At 70.2% G+C, this 19402-nt stretch carries 19 protein-coding genes; 13 read left to right on the forward strand and 6 right to left on the reverse strand.

Translation table 11 applies throughout. The annotated features are described in order from the left end of the window. Positions 1 to 377 precede the first annotated feature (377 nt). From VDQ83_RS01985 to VDQ83_RS02010, 6 genes are all read right to left on the reverse strand, one after another. Positions 378 to 767, reverse strand: a complete 390-nt coding sequence (locus tag VDQ83_RS01985) for a hypothetical protein (RefSeq protein WP_455433677.1) — start codon at positions 765 to 767, stop codon at positions 378 to 380. Positions 768 to 771: 4 nt separating this feature from the next. Further along, positions 772 to 1338 (reverse strand): elongation factor P-like protein YeiP, encoded by a 567-nt coding sequence (yeiP, locus tag VDQ83_RS01990; protein ID WP_263398181.1) that lies wholly within the window; start codon positions 1336 to 1338, stop codon positions 772 to 774. Positions 1339 to 1449: 111 nt separating this feature from the next. After that, positions 1450 to 2220, reverse strand: a complete 771-nt coding sequence (locus VDQ83_RS01995) for an SDR family oxidoreductase (RefSeq protein ID WP_455433678.1) — start codon at positions 2218 to 2220, stop codon at positions 1450 to 1452. A gap of 304 nt (positions 2221 to 2524) precedes the next feature. Then, entirely contained in the window at positions 2525 to 3418 is an 894-nt protein-coding gene (locus tag VDQ83_RS02000; RefSeq protein ID WP_455433679.1) for a hydroxymethylglutaryl-CoA lyase, read from the reverse strand. Positions 3419 to 3587: 169 nt separating this feature from the next. Next, complete coding sequence (locus tag VDQ83_RS02005; protein WP_455433680.1) at positions 3588 to 3989, reverse strand: VOC family protein; 402 nt, start codon at positions 3987 to 3989, stop codon at positions 3588 to 3590. Further along, complete coding sequence (locus tag VDQ83_RS02010) at positions 3986 to 4774, reverse strand: enoyl-CoA hydratase-related protein (protein ID WP_455433681.1); 789 nt, start codon at positions 4772 to 4774, stop codon at positions 3986 to 3988. Before VDQ83_RS02010 ends, VDQ83_RS02005 begins: the two co-directional genes overlap by 4 nt. 124 nt (positions 4775 to 4898) lie before the next feature. Here VDQ83_RS02010 and VDQ83_RS02015 point away from each other — a divergent pair, with 124 nt between their 5' ends. The 13 genes from VDQ83_RS02015 (at position 4899) to recJ (ending at position 19076) form a co-directional block, all read left to right on the forward strand. After that, positions 4899 to 5144: a FeoA family protein gene (locus tag VDQ83_RS02015; protein WP_309915581.1), complete on the forward strand. Its 246-nt coding sequence runs from the start codon at positions 4899 to 4901 to the stop codon at positions 5142 to 5144. Beyond that, positions 5141 to 7000, forward strand: a complete 1860-nt coding sequence (gene feoB, locus VDQ83_RS02020; protein ID WP_309915584.1) for a ferrous iron transporter B — start codon at positions 5141 to 5143, stop codon at positions 6998 to 7000. Before VDQ83_RS02015 ends, feoB begins: the two co-directional genes overlap by 4 nt. A 3-nt stretch (positions 7001 to 7003) precedes the next feature. After that, on the forward strand, positions 7004 to 7264 hold the full coding sequence (locus tag VDQ83_RS02025) for a DUF6587 family protein (protein ID WP_309915586.1): 261 nt from the start codon (positions 7004 to 7006) through the stop codon (positions 7262 to 7264). A 5-nt stretch (positions 7265 to 7269) separates the two neighbouring features. Further along, the gene (locus VDQ83_RS02030; RefSeq protein WP_455433682.1) at positions 7270 to 7641 is read left to right on the forward strand and encodes a hypothetical protein; all 372 of its coding nucleotides are present in this window, start codon (positions 7270 to 7272) and stop codon (positions 7639 to 7641) included. Between the two features lie 256 nt (positions 7642 to 7897). Then, positions 7898 to 9106, forward strand: a complete 1209-nt coding sequence (locus VDQ83_RS02035; protein ID WP_455433683.1) for an aminotransferase-like domain-containing protein — start codon at positions 7898 to 7900, stop codon at positions 9104 to 9106. Positions 9107 to 9128: 22 nt separating this feature from the next. Then, a complete protein-coding gene (locus tag VDQ83_RS02040) occupies positions 9129 to 9845 on the forward strand; it encodes an MOSC domain-containing protein (RefSeq protein ID WP_455433684.1) in 717 nt (238 codons plus the stop codon). 428 nt (positions 9846 to 10273) lie between these two features. Further along, on the forward strand, positions 10274 to 10990 hold the full coding sequence (gene dapB, locus VDQ83_RS02045; protein ID WP_455433685.1) for a 4-hydroxy-tetrahydrodipicolinate reductase: 717 nt from the start codon (positions 10274 to 10276) through the stop codon (positions 10988 to 10990). A gap of 161 nt (positions 10991 to 11151) precedes the next feature. Beyond that, a complete protein-coding gene (gene carA / locus VDQ83_RS02050; RefSeq protein ID WP_455433686.1) occupies positions 11152 to 12306 on the forward strand; it encodes a glutamine-hydrolyzing carbamoyl-phosphate synthase small subunit in 1155 nt (384 codons plus the stop codon). Beyond that, positions 12303 to 12707, forward strand: coding sequence for a four helix bundle protein (locus VDQ83_RS02055; RefSeq protein WP_455433687.1), 405 nt, complete (start codon positions 12303 to 12305; stop codon positions 12705 to 12707). The genes carA and VDQ83_RS02055 overlap by 4 nt, the downstream gene beginning before the upstream one ends. 1 nt (position 12708) lies before the next feature. Beyond that, entirely contained in the window at positions 12709 to 15951 is a 3243-nt protein-coding gene (gene carB / locus VDQ83_RS02060) for a carbamoyl-phosphate synthase large subunit (RefSeq protein WP_309915604.1), read from the forward strand. An 8-nt stretch (positions 15952 to 15959) separates the two neighbouring features. Beyond that, positions 15960 to 16424, forward strand: coding sequence for a transcription elongation factor GreA (greA, locus tag VDQ83_RS02065; protein WP_170867603.1), 465 nt, complete (start codon positions 15960 to 15962; stop codon positions 16422 to 16424). 4 nt (positions 16425 to 16428) lie between these two features. After that, a complete protein-coding gene (locus tag VDQ83_RS02070) occupies positions 16429 to 17349 on the forward strand; it encodes a phosphoglycerate mutase (protein ID WP_455433688.1) in 921 nt (306 codons plus the stop codon). Further along, on the forward strand, positions 17346 to 19076 hold the full coding sequence (gene recJ, locus VDQ83_RS02075; protein WP_455433689.1) for a single-stranded-DNA-specific exonuclease RecJ: 1731 nt from the start codon (positions 17346 to 17348) through the stop codon (positions 19074 to 19076). The genes VDQ83_RS02070 and recJ overlap by 4 nt, the downstream gene beginning before the upstream one ends. Positions 19077 to 19402 lie beyond the last annotated feature (326 nt).

Below are 19402 nucleotides of genomic sequence, written 5' to 3' on the forward strand. Positions count from 1 at the left end.
AGGGGCTTCAGCCCCGACCGAATCCATGGCCGGCGGGTGTGCTGCTCCGTTCGTCGCGACTGAAGTCGCTCCCACAAGGGCGCGCGGGGGGCCGGCCGGGTGCACTGTGGGAGGGACTTCAGTCCCGACTGCTGCCGAAGCCGGGAAGCTGGACGGCTCCGTTCGTCGCGGCTGAAGCCGCTCCTACCAAGGCTTGCGGCGAGCTGGCTGGGTGCACTGTAGGAGGGGCTTCAGCCCCGACCGAATCCGCGGGCGGTAGGTGTGCCGCTTCGTTCGTCGCGACTGAAGTCGCGCCTACAAGAACTTTTTGCGAGCTGATCGATGCGGTGTAGGAGGGCTCAATTCCAGCCCTCCCTTTCCAAAGCCGGCTGCCGCCGCTACGGCAGGTCGAGGCCGGCGTCCTCGCCGTAGCGGTTCAACCAGGCGGTGCGCGCCGGGTCCTGGCGGTACTGCGCGCGCAGCTTGGTCCAGGCCGCTTCGTTGCCGTCGCAGTACTTCGCGATCGCCCGTTCCAGTTCGCGACGGCGCGCCGCGTCGTAGGGCTCTTCGCCGGCGAAGTGGTTGCAGACGTCCTGGCGCGCGACGAACGCGCGCACGTCCTGCGGCATGGCGCAGAAGCCGGCGTGATGCTCGGGATCCACGTCCGCGGGAATGGCGCAGGCGGCCTTGGCCGCCGGCGCGCCCGCCGGTACGGCAGCGTCGGCGCCGGACACCAGGCCCGGCAGCGTCAGCAGCGCCACCAGGGCGAACTGGCGGGGTGTGCGCATGCGCTCAGTCCGCACGCCCGGCGAATTCGCCGGTGGTGGTGTTGACCAGCACGCGTTCGCCGTTGCCTATGTACTCCGGCACCATGATCTCCAGGCCGGTATTGAGCTTGGCCGGCTTCGGCCGCTTGGTCGCGGTGCCGCCCTTCAGCTCCGGCGGGGTCTCCACCACTTCCAGGGTCACGCTCTGCGGCAGCTGCACCGCCACCGGCTGGTCGTCGATGACCTGCACGTAGATGCCGGTCAGGCCCTCGGTGATGTAGCCGGCGTCGTCGCCGATCACGTCGGCGTCGAGCGTGTACGGGGTGTAGTCCTCGTCGTCCAGGAACACGAACGCGTCGCCGTCCTTGTACGAGAAGGTGGCCTGGTGGCGGGTCAGCTCGACTTCGCGCAGGTCGTCGTCGCCGTCGAAGCTGGCGTCGAGCTTGTTGCCGCCCGGCACGCTGTACATCACGAAGCGGAAGCGCACGTTGCCGCCGCGGCCCTGCGGCGAGCTGCGTTCGATGTCTCGGATCTGATAGACGCCGTTGTTGTACTCGACGACGTTGCCTTTCTTGATTTCGTTGGCTTTCATGGGTTTGGAGCCGGGATTGGGGATTGGAGATTCGGGATTGGTAAAGAGCAGGGCGGGGGCGAAGGGGCGGGGCGCTTTTACGAATCCCCAATCCCGAATCACGAATCCCGGTTACTTGGGCGCCAAGCGTACCGCGCCGTCGAGACGGATGACCTCGCCGTTGAGATAGCGGTTGCGCAGCAGGAACATCACCGTGTCGGCGAATTCCTCCGGGCGGCCGAGCCGCGGCGGGAACGGGATCGACGCCGCCAGCGACTGCTGCACCGCCTCGGGCATGCCGTCCACCATCGGGGTCCAGAAGATGCCCGGGGCGACGGTGTTGACGCGGATGCCGAAGCGCGCCAGTTCGCGCGCCATCGGCAGGGTCATCGCCACCACGCCGCCCTTGGACGCGGCATAGGCGGCCTGGCCGATCTGGCCTTCGTAGGCGGCGACGCTGGCGGTGTTGACGATCGCGCCGCGCTCGCCGTCCTCGCCCGGCGCGTTGTGCTGCATCAGGTCGGCGGCGGCCTTGGCGACGTTGAAGCTGCCGACCAGATTGACCATCACCGTGCCCTGGAACGTGGCCAGCGCCATCGGCGCTTCCTTGCCGAGCACACGGCCGGCGCCGAGGATGCCGGCGCAGTTGATCGCGGCGTTGAGCCCGCCGAGGAAGTCGCGCGCGGCGCCGAGCTGCGACGCCACCTGCGCCTCGTCGCTGACGTCGGTGCGGAAATAGCGCGCCTGCGCTGCGCCGAGCGCGGCGACCGCGGTCGCGCCCTTGTCGTCGTTGAGGTCGAACAGCGCGACCTTGCCGCCCTCGGCGACGATGCGCTGTGCGACCGCCAGGCCGAGGCCGGAAACGCCGCCGGTGACCACCGCGCGGATATCGGCAAGCTGCATTGGGTGTTCCCTCCCAGGAAAGGGCGCATTTTAGCTGACGCGCCTGAAGGCGGGGGACCGGGACCGGGGACCAGGGACCAGGGACCAGGGACCAGGGACCCGAAGAGGGTTTCTCGAGAAGGCCTCGTTGTTACCAGCGCTGTTGGCACGGTCGAGCGGAGCACGCGTGGCTGCTCGGTTCGGCGTTGGCGACCGCGCGAACCGGCTGGATCGCCTCGCTGTGCATGCACGGCGAATGGCGTGGGGCACAGGGAGGGCGCGCGAAGAAGGACGCTGCCGACGCGTCGTCGCCGCTCGCTTGCGGTTACGCCGCTGCCAGCGCCTGGCCGACCTTGCTGCCGGTCGGCCGGCCGAGTTTCTGCGCCAGCCAGCGCCCGGTCGCGGCCAGCGCATCCAGGTCGATGCCGGTGTCCATGCCGCTGCCGTGCAGCAGGTAGACCACGTCCTCGCTGGCCACGTTGCCGCTGGCGCCCTTGGCGTAGGGGCAGCCGCCGGCGCCGGACACCGCCGCATCGACCACGCGCACGCCTTCTTCCAGGCACGCGGCGATGTTGGCCAGGGCCTGGCCGTAGGTGTCGTGGAAATGCACCGCCAGGGCTGCCATCGGCAGCTCGGCGGCGACCGCGCGCAGCATCGCCCGCGCCTTGGCCGGGGTGCCGACGCCGATGGTGTCGCCCAGCGAGATCTCGTAGCAGCCCATCGCGTGCAGTTGCCGCGCCACCCGCACCACGTCGGCCAGCGGCACCGCACCCTGGTAGGGACAGCCGAGCACGGTGGAGACGTAGCCGCGCACCTTGACCCCGTCGGCCGCGGCGCGCGCCAGCACCGGGGCGAAGCGCGCCAGCGATTCATCGATGCCGGCATTGGTGTTGGTGCGGTTGAAGGTCTCCGAGGCGGCGGTGAACACCGCGACCTCGCGCACGCCGACCGCCGCGGCGCGCTCGTAGCCCTGCAGGTTCGGCACCAGCACCGGATAGTCCACGCCCGGCGCCGGCACGATGCCGGCATAGACCTCGGCCGCGTCGGCCAGCTGCGGCACCCACTTCGGGCTGACGAAGCTGGTCGCCTCGATGCTGCGCAGGCCGGTACGCGACAGCTGCGCGATCAGGTCGATCTTGTCGGCGGTGGCGACCCAGGCCTTCTCGTTCTGCAGGCCGTCGCGCGGCCCGACTTCCACCAGGCGGACGAAGTCGTTCATCGGCTGCGCCGGTGGCGCGGCGCGCAAGCCGATGCCGGCCAGGCATGGCGCGCGAGGCAGGGCGGAAGCGGCGAATCGGTGGTCACGGGCGATCCTTGGAGCGAATGGCTGGGCGCCGTTGCGTGAACGGCGCAGGCTGGGCGAAGGACGGTGGCCACCGGGCGAGGCCTCAGGCGCCCGCCGGCCGGTGGCAGACGGCCTCGATGTTGTGCCCGTCCGGATCCAGCAGGAAGGCGCCGTAGTAATTGGGGTGGTAATGCGGCCGCAGCCCGGGCGCGCCATTGTCGCGACCGCCGGCGGCCAGCCCGGCGCGATGGAACGCATCCACCTGGGCGCGGTCGCCGGCGACGAAGGCCAGGTGCAGCGCGCCGCCGGCGCTGGTGGCGCCATCGGTCAGCCAGACGCTGGGTTTGCCGTCGCGGCCGAAGCCGATGTGGCGGCGGTCGCCGGTCTGCTCTGCGCTCACCTCCATCACGATGTCCAGCCCGAGCGTGGCCAGCGCGGCGCGATAGAAAGCCAGGCTGCGCTCCAACTCGACGCAGCGCAGGCCGATGTGGTCGAGCGGGCTCACCAGAATCCCACCCAGTTCGGGTCGCGCTTGTCCAGGAACGCGCTGAGTCCTTCCTGGCCTTCGGCCGAGACCCGCAGCCGCGCGATCAGCGCGGCGTTGTCGCGGTCCAGCGTGGCGCCGTCGCCGCCCGCGGCGACCCGGCGCACCAGTGCCTTGGCGCCGGCGGCGGCGAGCGGGCCGGCCTGGCCGAGCAGTTCCACCTGGCGCTGCACCGCCGCGTCCAGTGCGGCCGGCGCCACCGTCTGGTGCACCAGGCCGATCTGGGTGGCGGTGGCCGCGTCGAACGCCTCGGCGCTGGCGAACCAGCGCCGCGCCTGGCGCGCGCCGATCGCGGCGATCACGTAGGGCGAGATCACCGCCGGCAACAGGCCCAGGCGGCTCTCGCTGAGCGCGAAGCGGGCGTCGGTGGCGGCCACGGCGATGTCGCAGCAGGCCACCAGCCCGACCGCGCCGCCGAAGGTCGCGCCGTGCACCCGCGCCACGGTCGGCTTGGGCAGCTCGTCCAGGACACGCATCAACTGCGCCAGCGCCAGCGCATCGGCCAGGTTCTCCGCCTCGCTGGCGCTGGCCATCGAGCGCATCCATTGCAGGTCGGCACCGGCGGAGAACGCGGCCCCGGCGCCGGCCAGCACCACCACCTTGACCCTCGGATCGACGCCTGCCTGCTGCAGCGCCGCGGTCAGCTGCGCGATCAGGTCGGCGTCGAAGGCGTTGCGGACCTCGGGTCGGTTCAGGCGCAGCGTCAGGACCTTGCCCGAGCGTTCCAGCAGCAGTGCATCGCTCATCGGCGAGTCTCGTACGAAGGGGTAACGGCAGCCATACGGACATGATAGCGGGCCGCGCCGGCGGCGCCATGACGCGATGCGGCGGTGCTACAATTGATAACCATTCTTATCGCCGGAACGTTCAGTGACGTTGTCCGATATGCCGTTGCGCAGCACCGCCCTCGTCGAAACCGTGCACGACCGCCAGCCCAACGACGCCATCGCGCGGCGCCTGCGCGAGCTGGGCTTCGTCGCCGGCGAGCAGGTGCAGGTGCTGGCGAGCGGTCCGGTCGGCGGCGAACCGTTGCTGGTGCAGGTCGGCTATACGCGCTTCGCCCTGCGCCGCAGCGAGGCGGCGCGGGTGCAGGTCACGGCCGAGGCGCAGCCATGAGCGCGAACGCGGTGCCGCTGCGGCTGGCGCTGGTCGGCAATCCGAACTGCGGCAAGACCGCGCTGTTCAACCAGCTCACCGGCAGCAAGCAGAAGGTGGCCAACTACGCCGGGGTCACCGTCGAGCGCAAGGAAGGCCGCTTCCGCGCCCCGTCCGGGCGCGAGTTCGCGGTGCTCGACCTGCCCGGCGCCTACAGCCTGCAGCCGGCCAGCCTGGACGAGGCGATCACCCGCGACCTGTGCCGCGGCTTCTATCCGGGCGAACCGGCGCCGGACGTGCTGGTGTGCGTGGTCGATGCCACCAACCTGCGCCTGCACCTGCGCTTCGCGCTGGAGCTGCGCGAGCTGGGCAAGCCGATGCTGGTGGCGCTGAACATGGTCGATGCCGCGCAGCGCCGCGGCATCCGCATCGACCGCCAGGCGCTGGAAGACGCGCTCGGCGTGCCGGTGATCGAGACCGTGGCGGTGCGCCGCAACGGCGCCAAGGCCCTGGTCGAGCGGCTCGACGCGCTGGCCCCGGCGCTGCCGCCGGCGGTGGCGCCGGCCGAAGGGCAGGGCGACTACCACCAGCAGGTGCGGCGCATCCTCGCCGCGGCGGTGTCGATGCCGACCCGCACCTCGCGCATCGACGACGCGCTGGACCGCTGGCTGCTGCACCCGGTCGCCGGGCTGCTGACCCTGGCGCTGGTGATGTTCCTGATCTTCCAGGCGGTGTACGCCTGGGCCGCGCCGCTGATGGACCTGATCGACGGCGGCGGCAAGGCGCTCGGCGCCTGGGTCGGCAGCACCTTGCCGGCGGGGCCGCTCAACAGCCTGCTGGTCGATGGCATCATCGCCGGCCTCGGCGGGGTGGTGATCTTCCTGCCACAGATCCTGATCCTGTTCGCCTTCATCCTGGCGCTGGAGGAATCGGGCTACCTGCCGCGCGCGGCGTTCCTGCTCGACCGCATGATGGCCGCGGCCGGGCTGTCCGGGCGCTCGTTCATCCCGCTGCTGTCCAGCTTCGCCTGCGCGGTGCCCGGGATCATGTCCACGCGCAGCATCCAGGACCCGCGCGACCGCCTGGCCACGATCCTGGTCGCGCCGCTGATGACCTGCTCGGCGCGGCTGCCGGTATACGCGCTGCTGATCGGCGCGTTCATTCCGCAGAAGCAGGTCTGGGGCGTGTTCAACCAGCAGGGGCTGGTGCTGTTCGGGCTGTATTTCGCCGCGATCGCAAGTGCGCTGGCGGTGTCGTGGACGATGAAGAAATGGCGCCGCGACAAGGGCGAGCACCCGTTGCTGCTGGAACTGCCCTCGTACCGCGTGCCGCACCTGCGCGACCTGGCGCTGGGCCTGTGGGAGCGCGCGGCGATCTTCCTCAAGCGCGTCGGCGGCATCATCCTGGCGCTGACCATCCTGCTGTGGTTCCTGCTGTCGTTCCCGGCGGCGCCGGCCAACGCCACGCTGCCGGCGATCGACTACAGCTTCGCCGGCCGCATCGGCCACGCGATGACCACGGTGTTCGCGCCGCTGGGCTTCAACTGGCAGATCTGCATCGCGCTGATCCCCGGCCTGGCCGCGCGCGAAGTGGCGGTGGCGTCGCTGGCCACGGTGTACGCGCTGTCGGAAGTCGACGACGATGCCGCCGCGCAGGCACTGTCGCCGCTGATCCACAATGGCTGGTCGCTGGCCACGGCGCTGTCGCTGCTGGTCTGGTACATCTACGCGCCGATGTGCATCTCCACGCTGGCCACGATCAAGCGCGAGACCAACTCGTGGAAGCAGATGAGCTTCGCCGCGTTCTACCTGTTCGCGCTGGCCTACCTGGCCTCGCTGGTCACCTATCAGGTCGCGGTGGCGCTGGGAGCCGGCTGAGCCATGTCCACGTCCATGTCGCTGCTGCTGCAGTACGCCGTGATCGCGCTGGCGGTGCTGCTCAGCGCGTGGGTGGTGCTGAAGAAGCAGTTTCCCGGCACCGCGCGCAAACTGCGCAGCGCCATCGCCTTGCGCCTGCTCAAGCCAAACCGCGCGTCCTGGTTGCAGGCGCTGGGCCGCAAGATCGCGCCTGCGGCCAGCGGCGGCGCCGGTGCGTGCGGCGGCTGCGACAGTTGCGGTCCGGCACCGCCGCGGCGGCATTGAGCCACATGACGGCATTGGACGCTGTATTCCCGGGCATCGATCTGCAGGCGCTGGCGCCAGCGCAGCGCGATGCCCTGAATCAGGCCGCCGCGGACTTTCGCGCGGTGGCGGCCGGTGGAGCGCCGCGCTACGCGTTGATCGACGCCGAGGCACCGGTGCCGGCCGATGGTGGCACCTGCTACTACCAGGGCCAGGGCTATCGGCTGACCGTGCTGCGCGGCCTGTGCACGCTCGGGGCGCAGACGACGGTCGTCTACGGACCGATCCTGCAGCTGGACGAGACCCTGTTCGCGCCACCGTTGCCGCCGGTGTCGGACGTGCGGCTGTATGCGCACGACGCGTTGCGGCGACTGCAGCAGGCCGCGCGCCAGGCGTGAGCGGCGGCGTCCGGCCGCCGTGCCCGCAATGCGGGTGACGGCATGCGGCTGGCTGCGGGCGCGCCGCGCCTGCCGATGTAAGGATGCGTGAGTGGATGCCTGGGCGCCTGGCCGGCATCGCGCTGATGGTCGCGGTGTTCGTGAGAGCTATGCGTTTCAGATCGCGGCCGGCCCGCGTCGCTGCGGCAGTACGGCAGTGCGGCAGTGCGGCGCCAGCGTCGTGGCGCATGCGCAGGGGCACGGTCACGCTTATCCTATGTCGATGACGACCTCCTTCCAGCTTTCCCGCCGTGCGCAGGCGCTGACCAGTTCGGCGATCCGCGAAATCCTCAAGATCACCGAACGCCCGGAGGTGATCTCCTTCGCCGGCGGGTTGCCGTCGCCGGACACGTTTCCGATCGCGCGCATGCAGTACGCCTGCGACAAGGTCCTGCGCGAGGCGCCGCAGGCTGCGCTGCAGTACGGCCCGACCGAAGGCTATCTGCCGCTGCGCGAATGGGTGGCGGCGCGCCTGAGCCGCGACGGCGCCAGCATCCGCCCCAGCCAGGTGCTGATCACCACCGGCTCGCAGCAGGGCCTGGACCTGCTCGGCAAGGTGTTCATCGACGAAGGCAGCAAGGTGCTGGTGGAGACGCCGAGCTACCTGGGGGCGCTGCAGGCCTTCTCGCTGTTCCAGCCGGCCTTCGCGGCGATGGCGTCGGACGACGACGGGCTGGTGGTGGATGCGCTGGACGACGCGCAGCTGGCCGGCGCGCGCTTCATGTATTGCCTGCCGAACTTCCAGAATCCGACCGGGCGGCGCCTGCCGCTGCACCGGCGCCAGGCGCTGGTCGCGCGCGCCGCCGCCGCCGGCGTGCCCATCGTCGAGGACGATCCGTATGGCGAGCTGTGCTACAGCGGCGACACGCTGCCCAGCCTGCTGTCGATGCATCCAGACGGCGTCATCTACATGGGCTCGTTTTCCAAGGTGCTGGCGCCAGGCCTGCGCCTGGGCTTCGTGATCGCGCCCGAAGCGGTGCACGCCAAGCTGGTGCAGGCCAAGCAGGCGGCGGACCTGCATACGCCCTCGTTCAGCCAGCGCATCGTCTACGAGGCGGTGCAGGACGGCTTCCTGGATGCGCACATTCCCGGCATCCGCAGCCTGTACGCGAGCCGTTGCGAACAGATGCTGACGGCGCTGGGGAAGTACTTCCCGTCGCAGGTGCGCTGGAACCGCCCGGCCGGCGGCATGTTCATCTGGGTCGAACTGCCGGCGGGCATGGACGGCGGCGCGCTGCTGGCCAAGGCGATCGAACGCAACGTCGCCTTCGTGCCGGGCGCGCCGTTCTATGCGGTCGAGCCGCAACGCAACACCTTGCGCCTGTCGTTCGTGACCGTGCCGGAAGAGCGGATCGATGCCGGCGTGCGCATCCTCGGCGAACTGCTGCAGGCCGAGGTCGCCGCGCATCGCGGCGCTGCGGCCTGATGCGGCATCCCGGCGCACGCGCATGACGGCGGCTGCGGCCCTGGACCTAGACCTGGGCGTGGAGGCGGTGCTGGTCGGCCGTGCGCAGGACTTCACCCGGCCCGGCAGCCGCAGCGCCATCGCCAAGCAGCCGCTGCCCGGGCGGCTGCGGATCGGGCTCGAAGGCCTGGAACTGGACGAACAGGGCGACCGCCGCGTGCACGGCGGCCCGGACAAGGCGCTGCACCATTATCCGCGCGACCACTACACGGCCTGGCGCCAGGAACTGGGCGAGCACGCCCTGCTGGACGCGCCCGGCGCGTTCGGCGAGAACCTCAGCACGCACGGCGCCACCGAGGCCGACCTGTGCCTGGGCGACCGGCTGCGGCTGGGCACGGCGCTGGTCGAGGTCTCGCAGTCGCGGCAGCCGTGCTGGAAGCTGTCGGACCGCTTCGGCGTGCCCACGCTGGCGCGGCGCGTGCAGGAAAGCGGCCGCACCGGCTGGTACTACCGCGTGCTGCAGCCGGGCGAGGTCGCCGCCGGCGACCGCCTGACCCTGCTGGAGCGGCCGTATCCGGCCTGGTCGCTGGCCCGGTTGATCCAGCTGCTGTATCGGCGCGAGGTGGATCCGGCGCAACTGGAACAGGTGCTGGCCCTGCCGCTGGTGCCGAACTGGCGCCTGCTGTTCGAACGGCGCCTGGCCCAGCGCGAGGTCGAATGCTGGAACAAGCGCCTGCTGGGACAACCGGCGGCCGAGTAGGGCGCGCCCTTTCTGCAGCGCAGGTAGCCAACTGATCGAACGTCCATGTGGGAGCGACTTCAGTCGCGACGAACGCAGCGATGGGCCTGCCGGCTTCGGATGGCCGTCGGGACTGAAGTCCCTCCAACAGTGCACCCAGCGAGCCGGCCGCAAGCCCCTGTAGGAGCGGCTTCAGCCGCGACGAACGAAGCGGCAGACCTGCCGGTTGCGAGTGGAGTCGGGGGCTGAAGCCCTCTTGCAGTGAACCGACCTGCAGTGGAACGGCACGCAGGCCGCAGGTCCCTGTGGGAGCGACTTCAGTCGCGACGAGCGAAGCAGTGGCCGCCCAGCTTCCCATGCGATCAACGCTCAAGCGGTTTCCGCCGCCGATCAACGCCACAGCGCAACACCCCTGTCGCCCATCGCGACAAACCGCTAGCCTTGTGCCGATGACGACTTCCCCCGTGCGTGTGTTGATTCATGGTGCGTCCGGCCGCATGGGCCAGGCGCTGTTGCGGCTGGCTGGGCAGGAGCCTGCGTTGCAGGTGGCGGCGGCGGTGATCCGGCGTGCGCCGGCGCAGCGGGTGGTCGACGGGGTGCCGTACTTCGCCGCGGCCGAACTGAACGCAGCGCCGGCGTTCGACGTGGCGATCGATTTCAGCCTGCCGCAGGGCTTCGACCCGGTGCTGGCGCTGTGCGTGGCGCGCGGTGCGGCGCTGGTGTCCGGCACCACCGGGCTGGACGACACGCAGCGCCAGGCATTGACCGACGCGGCGGCGCGCATCCCGCTGATCTGGGCGTCGAACTTCAGTCTCGGTGTGGCGGTGCTGAACGATCTGGTGGAACGCGCCGCCGCGGCGCTGCCGGGCTGGGACTGCGACATCGTCGAATCGCACCACGTGCACAAGCAGGACGCCCCATCCGGCACCGCGCTGACCCTGGGCGAGGCGGCCGCGCACGGCGGCGCGCAGCCGCGCTACGCCAGCCTGCGCGCCGGCGACATCGTCGGCGAGCACCTGGTGCAGTTCGCCGGGCTCGGCGAGCGGGTGGAGCTGGTGCACCGCGCCAGCAACCGCGACATCTTCGCCCGCGGCGCGCTGCATGCCGCCGCGCGCCTGCCGAGCCGCGCGCCGGGGGCCTACCGGCTGCGCGATCTGCTCGGCTGAACGGCGCTTTCACATAAACGTCTGGCGCGGACAGGTCCGCGCCGGTACAATTCTCGCTCGCCTGTTACCCATCGCCACGGACCCGGAGAAGCGCCGAGTTCGCGGTTTCTTGCAGCCGCAAGTTGGTGGGGCAGGGTTCCTCTCTCCCCAAGGCGAACCCCGTGACTCAACCCGCAATCCTTGTCCTTGAAGACGGCACCGTGTTCGAGGGCGAATCCGTAGGCGCCACTGGCCTGTCCGTCGGCGAAGTGGTGTTCAACACCGCGATGACCGGCTACCAGGAGATCGTGACCGATCCGTCCTACGCCCGCCAGCTGGTCACCCTGACCTATCCGCACATCGGCAACACCGGTTGCACCGACCAGGACGACGAGGCCGCCCAGGTCTGGTCGGCCGGCCTGATCGTGCGCGACGTGCCGCGCCGCCCCAGCAGCTGGCGCAGCCAGGTGTCGCTGCCGGACTGGCTGATCCAGCGCGGCGTGGTCGCCATCGCCGGCATCGATACCCGCAAGCTGACCCGCATCCTGCGCGAGAAGGGCGCACAGAATGGCGCAGTGATGGCCGGCGAAGTGAACGTGGACACGGCGCTGGAAGCGGCGCGCAAGTTCCCGGGCCTGAAGGGCATGGACCTGGCCAAGGTGGTGTCCACCGACAAGGCCTACCCGTGGCGCGACGGCCAGCTCGACCTGGACAGCAACGCGTTCGCCCAGGCGGCGCCGAAGTACAAGGTTGTCGCCTACGACTACGGAGTGAAGCTCAACATCCTGCGCATGCTCGCCGAGCGCGGCTGCGAGGTCACCGTGGTGCCGGCGCAGACGCCCGCCGCCGAGGTGCTGGCGATGAACCCGGACGGCGTGTTCCTGTCCAACGGCCCCGGCGATCCGGCGCCGTGCGACTACGCGATCGCCGCGATCAAGCAGTTCGTGGACAGGAAGATCCCGACCTTCGGCATCTGCCTGGGCCACCAGCTGCTGGCGCTGGCCGCCGGCGCGCAGACGCTGAAGATGGGCCACGGTCACCACGGCGCCAACCATCCGGTGCAGGACCTGGACAGCGGCCGGGTGATGATCACCTCGCAGAACCACGGTTTCGCGGTCGACGAAGCGTCGCTGCCGGCCAACGTGCGGGTGACCCACCGCTCGCTGTTCGACGGCACCAATCAGGGCATCGAACTGACCGACGCGCCGGCCTTCAGCTTCCAGGGCCACCCGGAAGCCTCGCCGGGCCCGCGCGACGTGGCGCCGTTGTTCGATCGCTTCACTGCGTTGATGCGGGACCGGGGACCGGGGACCGGGGACCGGGAGGCGAGGGCTTGAGCCCTTCGCATTTCAGAGAACTCGACGTATGGCGACTGTCCATCGAGCTTGCCAAGGCGGTCTACATATTGACCGCGGATTTCCCGAAAGAAGAGCGTTATGGACTCACTTCGCAGCTGCAACGCGCTGCCGTTTCGGTGCCATCCAACATCGCCGAGGGCAATGCGCGCGCATCGACGCGTGACTACGCCCGCTTCGTCTCGATGGCACGCGGTTCGATCGCAGAGCTACAGACGCAGCTGACGTTGGCCGCCGAACTCTCGCTGGCCGATGCGCAGGCGGTGGATATCATCATGGATATCGCCGAGCGGGTCGGCAAAATGCTGCACAAATTGCACTATTCACTTAATCAACGGCTGGAAACCGGGTCCCTGGTCCCCGGTCCCCGGTCCCGGAGCTGACATGCCCAAGCGCACCGATCTAAAAACCATCCTCATCATCGGCGCCGGCCCGATCGTCATCGGCCAGGCCTGCGAGTTCGACTACTCCGGCGCGCAGGCGTGCAAGGCGCTGCGCGACGAGGGCTACCGCGTGGTGCTGGTCAACAGCAACCCTGCCACGATCATGACCGACCCGAACATGGCCGACGCCGTGTACATCGAGCCGATCAACTGGCAGACGGTCGAGAAGATCATCGCCAAGGAAAAGCCCGATGCGCTGCTGCCGACCATGGGCGGGCAGACCGCGCTGAACTGCGCGCTGGACCTGGCCGACCACGGCGTGCTGGAAAAGTACGGCGTGGAGCTGATCGGCGCCAAGCGCGAGGCGATCATGATGGCCGAGGACCGCGAGCTGTTCCGCGTGGCGATGGGCGAGATCGGCCTGGAGTGCCCGAAGGCGGCAGTCGCGCACACCCTCGAGGAAGCGCTGGAGATCCAGACCCGGGTCGGCTATCCGACCATCATCCGCCCCAGCTTCACCCTCGGCGGCAGCGGTGGCGGCATCGCCTACAACCGCGAGGAGCTGATCGAGATCGTCGGCCGCGGCCTGGAGCTGTCGCCGACCAGCGAAGTGCTGGTCGAAGAGTCGGTGCTGGGCTGGAAGGAGTTCGAGATGGAAGTGGTCCGCGACACCGCGGACAACTGCATCATCGTCTGCTCGATCGAGAACCTGGACCCGATGGGCGTGCACACCGGCGACTCGATCACCGTGGCGCCGGCGCAGACCCTGACCGACAAGGAATACCAGCGCCTGCGCGACGCCTCGATCGCGGTGCTGCGCAAGATCGGCGTGGACACCGGCGGCTCCAACGTGCAGTTCGGCATCAACGCGCAGACCGGCCGCGTGGTCGTCATCGAGATGAACCCGCGCGTGTCGCGCTCCTCGGCGCTGGCCTCCAAGGCCACCGGCTTCCCGATCGCCAAGGTCGCGGCCAAGCTGGCGGTCGGCTACACCCTGGACGAACTGAAGAACGAGATCACCGGCGGCCTGACCCCGGCCTCGTTCGAGCCGTCGATCGACTACGTGGTGACCAAGATCCCGCGCTTCGCGTTCGAGAAGTTCCCGCAGGCCGACGCGCGCCTGACCACGCAGATGAAGTCGGTGGGCGAGGTGATGGCGATGGGCCGCACCTTCTCCGAATCGCTGCAGAAGGCGCTGCGCGGCCTGGAAACCGGCAAGATCGGGCTCGACCCGACCGGGCTGGACCTGGGCAGCGAGGACGACATGGCCGCACTCAAGCGCGAGCTGAAGGCGCCCGGTCCGGAGCGCCTGTTCTACGTCGCCGACGCGTTCCGTGCCGGCATGAGCGTGGAGCAGGTGCATGCGCTGTCGTTCATCGATCCGTGGTTCCTGGACCAGATCGAGGACCTGATCGCGCAGGAGAAGCAGCTGGCCGCCGACGGCCTGGGCTCGCTGGACGCCGCGCGGCTGCGCAAGCTCAAGCGCGCCGGCTTCTCCGACGCGCGCTTGGCCGAACTGTGCGGTACCAACGAGGCCGCGCTGCGCGCGCTGCGCCGCGCGCACAAGGTGCGCCCGGTGTACAAGCGGGTGGACTCGTGCGCGGCCGAATTCGCCACCGACACCGCCTACCTGTACTCGACCTACGAGGACGAGTGCGAGGCCAAGCCGAGCAATCGCGACAAGATCATGATCCTCGGCGGCGGCCCCAACCGCATCGGCCAGGGCATCGAGTTCGACTACTGCTGCGTGCACGCGGCGCTGGCGCTGCGCGAGGATGGCTATGAAACCATCATGGTCAACTGCAACCCGGAGACCGTGTCCACCGACTACGACACCTCCGATCGCCTGTACTTCGAGCCGCTGACCCTGGAAGACGTGTTGGAGATCGTCGAGCTGGAGCAGCCCAAGGGCGTGATCGTGCAGTACGGCGGACAGACCCCGCTGAAGCTGGCGCGCGCGCTGGAGGCCAACGGCGTGCCGGTGATCGGCACCAGCCCGGACTCGATCGACCTGGCCGAGGACCGCGAGCGCTTCCAGCAGTTGGTCGACAAGCTGGGCCTGAAGCAGCCGCCGAACCGCATCGCGCGCAACGCTGAAGAGGCGCTGGTGCTGGCGCGCGAGATCGGCTATCCGCTGGTGGTGCGCCCGAGCTACGTGCTCGGCGGCCGCGCGATGGAGATCGTCTACGGCGAATCGGACCTGGCGCGCTACGTGCGCGACGCGGTCAAGGTCTCCAACGATTCGCCGGTGCTGCTGGACCGCTTCCTCGACAACGCGGTGGAAGTGGACGTGGACATCATTGCCGACAAGGACGGCCACGTGCTGATCGGCGGGGTGATGGAACACATCGAGGAAGCCGGCGTGCATTCGGGCGATTCCTCGTGCTCGCTGCCGCCGTACTCGCTGTCGGCCAAGACCCAGGCCGAACTGCGCCGCCAGGTGGTGATGCTGGCCAAGGGCCTGAACGTGGTCGGGCTGATGAACACCCAGTTCGCGGTGCAGGTGGACGAGGCCGGCGACGACATCGTGTTCCTGCTGGAAGTGAACCCGCGCGCCTCGCGCACGGTGCCGTTCGTGTCCAAGGCCACCGGCATGGCGCTGGCCAAGATCGCCGCGCGCTGCATGGCCGGCAAGACCCTGGCCGAGCAGGGTGCGCTGAAGGAGATCGTGCCCGACTACTACTCGGTGAAGGAAGCGATCTTCCCGTTCGCCAAGTTCCAGGGCGTGGACCCGATCCTCGGCCCGGAGATGCGCTCCACCGGCGAGGTGATGGGCGTGGGCCGCAGCTTCGGCGCCGCGTTCGCGCGCGCGCAGGAAGCCGGCGGGATCAAGGCGCCGCCGCTGGGCAAGGCGTTCCTGTCGGTGCGCGACCCGGACAAGCAGCGCGTGCTGCCGGTGGCGCAGGCGCTGGTCGAGCGCGGCTACACCCTGGTCGCGACCAGCGGCACCTGCGCGTGGCTGCGCCAGCACGGCCTGCAGTGCGACCAGATCAACAAGGTCGCCGAGGGCCGCCCGCATATCGTCGACCTGATCAAGAACGGCGAAATCGTGTATATCGTCAACACCACCGAGGGCCGTGCGGCGATCTCCGATTCGTTCTCGATCCGGCGCGAAGCCCTGCAGCAGCGCGTCACCTATTCGACCACCGTCGCCGGCGCGCGTGCGCTGGTGCATTCATTGGAATTCCGCGGCACCGGCCCGGTCTGGGCGCTGCAGGAACTGCACAAGGAGCTGGAAGCGTGAGAGCCCCGATCACCATGCAAGGCGCGCTGCGTTTGCGCGAGGAACTGGACCAGTTGAAGTCGGTCAAGCGGCCGCAGGTCATCGCCGCGATCGCCGAGGCGCGCGCGCACGGCGACCTGAAGGAAAACGCCGAATACCACGCCGCGCGCGAGCAGCAGAGCTTCATCGAAGGCCGCATCAAGCAGCTGGAGAGCGAGCTGTCGCACGCCGAGATCATCGACGTCAGCAAGCTGGCGGTCGGCAGCAAGGTGGTGTTCGGCGCGACCGTGACCCTGGCCGACGTGGAAAACGACGAAGAGAAGCGCTACCAGCTGGTCGGCGATCTGGAAGCGGACATCAAGCTGGGGCTGATCGCGATCTCCTCGCCGCTGGCGCGCGCGCTGATCGGCAAGCTGGAAGGCGACAGCGTCAGTATCGATGCCCCGGCCGGGCGCCGCGAGTACGAGATCGTCAGCGTCGAATACGTCGGCTGACGCCGTGGCCGTCGCCACCTTGCTGTTGCCGGAGCGGGCGCGCCTGGCCGGATCGGGCCTGACCGGCGAGGTGGCGCGCGCGTTCGGCCGTGCCCAGCGCGAGCGCCTGGAGGCCGGTTCGGAGGCGCAGTTGCGCCGCCATTTCGTGCTGCCGCCCGGGCAATGGCCGGTGGCCGCGCTGACCCGGCAGCTGGATGCCGGGGACGCCGGCGACGCGGTGTGGCTGCGCGCCGATCCGGCCTACGTGGTACCGGACATGCAGGGCGCGCGGTTGATGGCGCACGGCGACATGCTCGCGATCGACGCCATCGACCTGGCCGCGCTGCTGCCGGCGCTGCAGGAGACGTTCGCCGAGGCCGGCCTGGCGCTGGACGCCGCCGACGCCACCCGCTGGTATCTGCGGCTGGAGCCGGGCAGCGCGCTGCCCGATTTCGCCGCGCCGGCACAGGTGCTCGGCGCGGACCTGTTCGACCATCTGCCGCAGGGCGAGGGTGCGCGCCGCTGGCGTGCGCTGCTGACCGAAGCGCAGATCGTGCTGCACCAGCATCCGTGGAACCGCGAACGCGCCGCGCGCGGCCAGCCGGCGATCAACTCGCTGTGGTTCTGGGGCGGCGGCGCGCTGCCGGCCTCGGTGAGCACCGCGCACGCGCAGGTGCGCAGCCGCGAGCCGCTGCTGCGCGCGCTGGCCCAGGCCGCCGGGATCGACGCCGAGCAAACGCCGCGGGTCGATGCGCTGGTCGACCTGCGCCAGCTGCGCGCGCCCGAGCAGTTCGTCGGCGAGGTGATGCAGCCGCTGCTCGAAGCGCTGCGCCTGGGCGAACTGCAGCAACTGCTGCTGGATTTCGAGGACGGGGTGCGTTTCCGGATCGAGCGCGAGCAGCGTTGGCGCTTCTGGCGGCGTCCGCTGGCGCGCCTGGACGCATGAGCCCGCTGCTGCGCATCACCCGGCGGCCGGCCGCCGAGGGCGGGCCATGGACGGAGGCCGTGCTGCCGCTGCTGCGCCGCATCTACACCGCGCGCGGCGCGCACGACGCCGCGCTGGCGCAGCCGAAACTGGCGCAGTTGCTGCCGCCGGACGCGCTGAGCGGCATCGGCGCGGCGGTGGCGCTGCTGGCCGACGCGATCGCTGCGGGCAAGCGCATCCTGGTGGTTGGCGACTTCGACTGCGACGGCGCCACCGCCTGCGCGGTGGCGGTGCGCGGGCTGCGCCTGCTCGGCGCCGCGCAGGTGCTGCATGCGGTGCCGAACCGCATGGTGCACGGCTACGGCCTGTCGCCGGCGCTGGTCGCCGAACTGGCGCCGCTGCAGCCCGACCTGCTGGTCACCGTCGACCACGGCATCGCCTGCCATGCCGGCGTCGCCGCGGCCAAGGCGCTGGGCTGGCAGGTGCTGGTCACCGACCACCACCTGCCGGGCAGCGTGTTGCCGCCGGCCGACGCGATCGTCGATCCGAACCTGGCCGGCGACGCGTTCCCGAGCAAGATGCTGGCCGGCGTCGGGGTGATCTTCTACGTGCTGCTGGCCTTGCGCAGGCACCTGCGCGAGCGCGGCGCGTTCGCGGCGCAGGTGCCGGACCTGACCGTGCTGCTGGACCTGGTGGCGGTCGGCACCGTCGCCGACCTGGTGCCGTTGGACGCCAACAACCGCGCGCTGGTGTCGGCCGGGCTGCGCCGCCTGCAGCGCGGCGACGGCTGCGTCGGCCTGCGCGCCTTGATCGAGGCCAGCGGCCGCGATCCGGCGCGGCTCAGCGCCAGCGACATCGGCTTCGCGCTGGCGCCGCGGCTCAACGCGGCCGGCCGCCTCGAGGACATGGCGCTGGGCATCGAACTGCTGCTGTGCGACGACCCGCGGCAGGCGCGCGAGATCGCCGCCACGCTGGAACAGATCAACGGCGAGCGCCGCGCCGTGCAGCAGCAGATGACCGACGAGGCCGAGGCCACCGTGGCGCAGGCCTTGCTGGCCGCGCCGGACGCGCCGCCGGTGGCGGTGTGCCTGTTCGATGCGCAATGGCATCCGGGCGTGATCGGCCTGGTCGCGTCGAAGCTGAAGGACCGGCTGCACCGCCCGGTGATCGCCTTCGCCCCGGCCGAGCCGGGCAGCGACCAGTTGCGCGGCTCGGCCCGCTCGATTCCCGGCTTCCATATCCGCGACGCGATGGCGGCGGTGGAGGCGCGCCGGCCTGGGTTGATGGAAAAATTCGGCGGCCATGCGATGGCCGCGGGGCTGAGCCTGCGCCAGGACGCGCTGGCCGAGTTCGAACAACTGTTCCGCGACCATGCGCTGGCCAGCCTGGACGCGACGCTGCTGCAGGCCGAGCTGCTCAGCGACGGCGCGCTGGATCCGCACGAGCTGGACCATCGCCATGCCGAGGCCTTGCGCCTGGCCGGGCCGTGGGGGCAGGGCTTCCCCGAGCCGCTGTTCGACGGCGAGTTCGAGGTCGTGCAGTGGCGCGTGCTGAAGGAGCGCCACCTCAAGTTCAGCCTGCGCTGCGCCGGCCGCAACGAGCCGCTGAACGCGATCCACTTCAACGGCTGGCGCGGCGACGAACCCGGCCGCCGCGTGCACATCGCCTACCGTTTGGTCGCCGACGACTATCGCGGCGGCGAAGCGGTACAACTGATGGTGGAGCACTGCCGGAGCCTGGCGGGCTGATCCAGCGTCCTTAGCCCCTCTCCCTCTGGGAGAGGGGTTGGGGAGAGGGTACGGCGCAAAGCGACTCGCTGTGTTTGGGGCGCACGAGGCTGCGCCCGTACCCTCATCCGCCCCTTCGGGGCACCTTCTCCCGGTGGGAGAAGGGAACAGCCGAGCGCACATAGCCCCTCTCCCACCGGGAGAGGGGTTGGGGTGAGGGTACGGCGCGAAAGCGGCTCGCTGAATTTGGGCCACGAGGCTTCGCCCGCACCCTCATCCGCCCCTGCGGGGCACCTTCTCCCGACGGGAGAAGGGACCGTCTAGCCCCTCTCCCCTCGGGAGAGGGG

It is taken from the genome of Xanthomonas sp. WHRI 7945 (assembly GCF_035026585.1).